Source organism: Colwellia sp. 1_MG-2023 (genome assembly GCF_030546755.1).
Taxonomy (GTDB): Bacteria; Pseudomonadota; Gammaproteobacteria; order Enterobacterales; family Alteromonadaceae; genus Thalassotalea_H.
In genome coordinates, this window is sequence record NZ_JAUOPE010000001.1 from 508,482 (window position 1) to 514,616 (window position 6,135).

6 protein-coding genes are annotated in these 6,135 nt (G+C 33.8%); 4 read left to right on the forward strand and 2 right to left on the reverse strand.

Annotation, left to right across the window (positions count from 1 at the left end; genetic code table 11):
* Positions 1-4: 4 nt before the first annotated feature.
* Positions 5-1,210 (reverse strand): hypothetical protein, encoded by a 1,206-nt coding sequence (locus Q4493_RS02195; RefSeq protein ID WP_303449063.1) that lies wholly within the window; start codon positions 1,208-1,210, stop codon positions 5-7.
* 14 nt (positions 1,211-1,224) lie between these two features.
* A complete protein-coding gene (locus Q4493_RS02200) occupies positions 1,225-3,123 on the reverse strand; it encodes a diguanylate cyclase (RefSeq protein WP_303449065.1) in 1,899 nt (632 codons plus the stop codon).
* A gap of 262 nt (positions 3,124-3,385) precedes the next feature.
* On the opposite strand from Q4493_RS02200, the gene Q4493_RS02205 reads away from it, so the two are divergent.
* From Q4493_RS02205 to Q4493_RS02220, 4 genes are all read left to right on the forward strand, one after another.
* Positions 3,386-4,708 carry a GGDEF domain-containing protein gene (locus Q4493_RS02205; protein WP_303449067.1) on the forward strand — a complete coding sequence of 441 codons (1,323 nt, stop codon included), beginning with the start codon at positions 3,386-3,388 and terminating at the stop codon, positions 4,706-4,708.
* A gap of 258 nt (positions 4,709-4,966) precedes the next feature.
* Entirely contained in the window at positions 4,967-5,239 is a 273-nt protein-coding gene (locus Q4493_RS02210) for a type II toxin-antitoxin system Phd/YefM family antitoxin (RefSeq protein ID WP_303449069.1), read from the forward strand.
* Complete coding sequence (locus Q4493_RS02215) at positions 5,220-5,489, forward strand: Txe/YoeB family addiction module toxin (protein ID WP_303449071.1); 270 nt, start codon at positions 5,220-5,222, stop codon at positions 5,487-5,489. The genes Q4493_RS02210 and Q4493_RS02215 overlap by 20 nt, the downstream gene beginning before the upstream one ends.
* A gap of 332 nt (positions 5,490-5,821) precedes the next feature.
* The coding region (locus Q4493_RS02220; RefSeq protein ID WP_303449073.1) for a helix-turn-helix domain-containing protein at positions 5,822-6,135 on the forward strand (314 nt) is incomplete at its 3' end.

Genomic DNA, 6,135 nt, shown 5'->3' on the forward strand with positions numbered 1-6,135 from the left:
CGTACTATTTAATGATTAAAGGCTGTAGTTGATAAACAGATAGAATCATCGCTTTTAATTTATCCCCGAGTTTTTCATTTTGCTTTAATTGCCTTAGATGAGTCATGCTGAAATGCGCATTGTCATGTTGAACCTTGTGTGAACCAGTGTGTTTTTTCTTCATTTTCTCTTCAATGCGGTTAATACTTTCTGCAAACCATGGTTCTTTTTCAAAAAGCTCTATAGCACCTACATTATCTTTAATACTATAGAGAGATTGAGGTAAAGGTGAAACCTCAGGTGTTTCTATTAGTTTATGTTGACATTGATCCGCAACAAAAACCTCTAACGCATCAATCATATTTAATAAGCCATAAATCACATTTAAGTAAGGGTTATAATACAGACTTGAAGCACCTAATCTATGTTCTATTCTGGCGGTTTTTTGCCAGAAACTTTCACTGATTAATACCTTATTATGTTGATCATATAATAATGGTTGCTCTCCCATTGCTTGATTATGCTTACCTAATTCTTTATATAACGCGATACTTCCTTGATGACCACCGGAAATATCGGTTGGTGAGCATAATTCAGCCGATAAACCATATTTAGTTTTTAATGCAAAACGCTCAAAAGCTTCTTCTTCGGGTAAATACAATAAACTACAAGCTAAACTTGTTGTTAAAAAACACTGTTGTAAATATTCGCCAAAATAGCGCTCAGTGATAATATTTTCGCCATGCGCATTATTAACACTAACATTCAATTGAATGGCATTAGGAATATGTACATCACGCATTTCACCACTAAAAACGTTATCACAACCTAAGGCTAACTTTCCTTTATCGCCAGCCCAAACAACAGGTTTAATTAAGGTTTTTTCTATGCCTTGTACAGCAAATATTTTAGGTAAATGATTCAGAGCTAACGCTAAATTTTCGGCTTCCTTTAAAGGCATTTGACCGTTGAATAATGAAACATATTCCCACTGTTTTTGCCAATATTCTGGTATCACTTCACCATCAATATTTAACCTTTTAAGGTGTTGATTAATTTGTGAAAAATTAATTGGTTTTTTAATATAGCTGTCACGCTGCTGATAGCAACCTTCTAACTCAAAATGAATTAACGGCGTAAAACCTAGGTAAGTAATATAATTTTGTAATAGCCGAATAACCTCTTTTGAAAGTGAGGTGATATTGGACGATAACAGCAAAGATAAGTTCATTGAATAAAAGTTGTTTATGAAAAAACAACGACACTGTTTTTTCCCATACCTTTAGCTTGGTATAGCGCTTGATCTGCCAAAGCATAAAGGGATTTAGCATCACTTGCCTCTTGAGAATAACATGAAATACCAATACTTAAAGTGACCGAATAATCTTGGTTTTCTTCAAATTCAAACTTATAGGCATGGATTTCATCTTTCATTCGCAGCGCTATTTTTTCGGCTATATCAACATCAGTTCTAGGTAACACACAGAGAAATTCTTCACCACCAATACGACCAATAACGTCTTCAGTTCTCAACGCTTGTTTAGCAAGTTGTGCAACAACCTCAATCACTTGATCTCCCACTGGGTGGCCGTAGGTATCATTAATCACTTTAAAATCATCAACATCAATAACTAAAACCGATAATTCTCCCTTTTCAACTGAAGTTCCAGCAATTAACTCATCTAAGTATTGAAAAATATATCGACGATTATAAAGACCGGATAACGGATCTTTAATCGATAATTCAGCCATTTTACGATTATTTCTAAACTGAAATGTCACAACTACAAAGACAATCATTAATAACGTCAGCAAAAAGATTATAAAGTAACTTTGTTGAATAGATTTTTGCTCTTTGTTCTCAATGGCTAATAATTCAGCTTTGGTTCGTTGATTCGATAATGCTTTTTCAATACCTTGACGTTCTATCTCCATTGCAGAGCGAATGGTAATAGCTCGTGTAGAAGAGTTTCTAATTAATAATGCCGTATATTCTTGGTTATATTGCGATAATAACTGAAACGCTTGTTGATAATTTCCTTGCGCACTCGCTAAGTCTGAAGCAATTTTCAACGTTTCTAATTGCCAAGCAGTGCCTAGTAATTCGGGTAAAGAAAGGAATAGTTCATTCGTTTTAGTTAACGCTTCTTCAGCTTCGTTGAAACGTTTTAATTGGATCAAACAGCTCGTTTTTCGCTTGTATAATTCAGCATCATAATCGTCTAAGCCTGCCAAATTAAGCGCTTGTTCTATCATATCTAACGCTTCAGGACATTTACCTTGTTCAGCTAACGTCATCCCTAAACCATAAGCACCAAAATAAGTAATATTTTCATTCGGCGTAAAAGCAACATTTTTTTGATAACGTTTAAAGTATGTTACTGCTAGATCGTATTTTTTCCAATATCGATAGGTGCTAGCAATGCCATAGATAGCTTCAGAAACATGCGCTTTATAATTTAAACTTTCATAAATATCTAACGCTTTTTGGTAATACTCAATCGATTTTTCATGTTCTAGCATATAGCCATAAATGGCCCCGTAGGTTTCATTAATTACCGCCACTAAAAACCGATCATTTAACGCGTATGCTTCAACGTAAGCTTCTTGCATATCTTTTAGCGATATTTCAAATAATTCTGCCAAGCTATAAGTATAAGCTAACTCTTGTTTCGCTTTAATGTAGAGGTGATTAAGGTTTTCCTTTTTAGCAAAATCCATGCTTCGTTGATAAAATTCGCGAGACTTTTGATAGCCACCTTTACGTTGTAAAGACAAGCCTTCAAAATAGTTATAGCGTGATTGTTGTTCAAATGAGGTTGTATTGGTAATTAAAGGGGCTATTTTCGCTATTGTTTTTTCAAAGTCTTGATAAAAATAGAGTAAATTTTCACATTGAGCTTTGCGCAATAACCACCATATTTTAGTTTCAACAGCCATGGTTGAATAATCAGGGGCAAATTTTGAAAGGGTTTGTAATGATAACCATGGGTCGATAAATATTTGATTATCTATATTTGCAAGCGTCGATAGGCTAATCGGGTTGAGTTCTTTTTTCTGTTGTTCATTCGCACTTACATCTGTCATAAAAGCAAATATTATTACAAAACTGACAAATTTAAATATAGAAATAAATTTCAACAATTTAACATCCTTGAAGTGCGCTCTCTCTATTAAATCATTAATCGTAAATTGAGTAAATAACAATCAAATAAAGACTTATATTTCATTGTCGTTTTAACATAATCTTATCGATAAATAGTTGAACTCAAATAAAATAACAAAAGCAAAAAAATCCCTAAATTTTACCCAAAGTGAAATTCAGTAAAATAATAATGTACTACTATAATAGAGTATTATAAATCAAATTCCGCACTAGGGAATGTGCCAATATTAAGGTAATTCAATGCCTAATGAAAAATATGACAACATTTTCTTAATCGGTTTATTTACTTTAACCGTACTACTTTTATTACTCCACCAAATATCTTTCAATAAGTCGCTGGTGATCGATGTCAATAGCCCATACTTTAGTCAAGTGACCTCTGACAATACGGTTCAAGGCGGGAAATCAAAAGCCAAATTAGTTACCAATAAAGACCACTTTCTACTTGAATGCGATATTATCGCTTCAAGTTATGCATGGCCTTTTTGTGAAATAAGCTTTGAGTTTCATAGCGCTACAGGTGATGGTTCTTCAACCAATATGGATTTATCTTTATATGAAAATGTAAGCATCACTGCGCAATATTTAGATAAAACCCCCACAAGAATTCGTTTTCATTTACGCACATTCAATCCACTTTATTCTAAGTTAAACGATAAAAACACCTGGAAATACAATGGCATTGAATTCTCTCCAAATAACGATGGTTCTCCCGTAAAAATCCCTTTAAAAGCAATGCAAGTTCCATCATGGTGGTTAGTAGAGCAAAATATCCCCATAATGAACTCCTCACCTGAATTTGATCGAGTAATGACTTTAGAAATTGCAACAGGTAATGGTATAAAACCAGGTAAACACAAAATAAAAGTTTCGAAAATAGAATTTACAGGGAAAATGTTTTCCGACGTCCAACTCTATTCATTTATTATTATTATGTGGTTACTTGCTGCATTAACAGGTTTATTTATCAATTTGAGACGCTCCAAAATATCCTTACAAAAGTCGATCAAACGAACAGAAGAATTAAAACAACTGAATCGTTTATTAAATGTAGAAACCAAAGAGTTTAGAAATAAATCAGAAAGAGACCCATTAACCGGCGCATTAAATAGGTCGGGTATCGAAGCGATATTTACTGACGAAATAAAAGTATTATCACTTATTTTTATCGATATCGATCACTTCAAACCGATCAATGATAATTATGGTCATGCCATTGGCGATAAAATACTCATTGAATTTGTGCAAATTATCAGTGAAAACAGTCGTACAACTGATTTTCTCGCACGTTGGGGCGGTGAAGAGTTTTTATTAATTTGTCCTAATACCAAACTAGATGAAGCCTTCGAATTATCTGAAAGTTTACGCGTGATACTAAGTCAGCACCAATGGGTAGAAGATATAACCTTAACAGCAAGTTTTGGTATTGCACAAAAAGAAGATGAAACGATCAACGAATTTATTGAGCGAGCAGATCAAGCCTTATATACAGCAAAAGCAAAAGGAAGAAATACCGTAGTTAAATCAATGGGTAAAAGCATAGACTCTTCGATTATATTTTAGAAAATCAGCATACTTTTAAATAAGTATTAACTTGAACAAAAGGAACTAAAAGAAATTAACAGAGTTAGCCTTATTGATGATTTTAGTACTATGACCATATTGCACCTATAGATCACGCCTCATTCAGAGGCAATAAAATAATTGGTTAAAATTAGCAAGGCACGAGCAAAAACCAACTGTTATTTGTCCTTTTGAGTGACTTGTTATATTTTTTAAACTAAAATGTACGACAATACCGTACATAAATAGGAATTAATTATGGACAGCATAAGTGTAAATCAGTTTAGAGACAACTTAAAAACATACGTTGAACAAACAGTTAGCGAACATGAACCTATTAAAGTAACTAGGCGTGCTGGTGATGACTTTATTATAATGAGTGCCGATGACTGGGAAAGAGAACAAGAAACATTACACGTATTACAAAGTAATAGCTTGATGCAACAAATAGCTGAATCAATGAATACGCATCAAAGCAATAAAGGCCACAAACCAACACAAGAGCAATTAGATGAGATCATTAATCTTTGAAGGTAAAACGTGGCAAATTTACGAGCAGTTAAGAGAAAAAGATAAAAAATTACATAAAGCGCTATGTAAAATATTGAAAGAAATGCTTCGCTCAGACCCCAGTAGTGGACTAGGAAAACCAGAACCACTAAAACATAATTTGTCTGGTTTATGGTCAAAGCGAATTTCTCAAAAAAACAGACTCATTTACAAATTCGATGAAGAGTATATTTATATATTCGCTATTGGTGGACATTACACTGACCATTAGAAAAATATAACGCCGCGTTAAGCGGCTAGTAATTGTTAGCTACAATGTTTGAGGAATGAAAAGAAGCCAACTATTTTGTCCATTTAAAGGATTTGTTAGGAAAAAAAGTTCAAAACAGAACTGTAAAAAACTAATAACACACCGAAAACTTGAAACTTAACCCCACCAACGGATGACTGGACTAGCTCTTTTTTTAAGTTACTTATTTGTTGAGTCTGAATTGAATTAGTTCAGACAAGATCTGACATTTCGATTTGAAAAATTGAGAGTTACCCGTTTTGATAAAGGTGTCGAATCTTTTAATCAAAACAACCTAAAAGGTGGTAACTCTCATGTTGCATACTAACAACCCAATCATAAAACACAAAACTGGTTTACTTAATCTTGCCGAAGAATTAGGTAACGTATCAAGAGCCTGTAAAGTCATGGGTGTTTCAAGAGATACATTTTATCGATACCAAGAGCTAGTCGAAGACGGTGGCTTGGATGCGTTAATTGATAAAAGTCGTAGATCGCCAAACATCAAAAATCGTGTAGACGAAGTAACGGAACAAGCAGTTGTTCAATACGCTATTGATTACCCAGCTCATGGTCAGCACCGAACAAGCAACGAGTTGCGTAAACAAGGTGTATTTGTTTCAGGCAG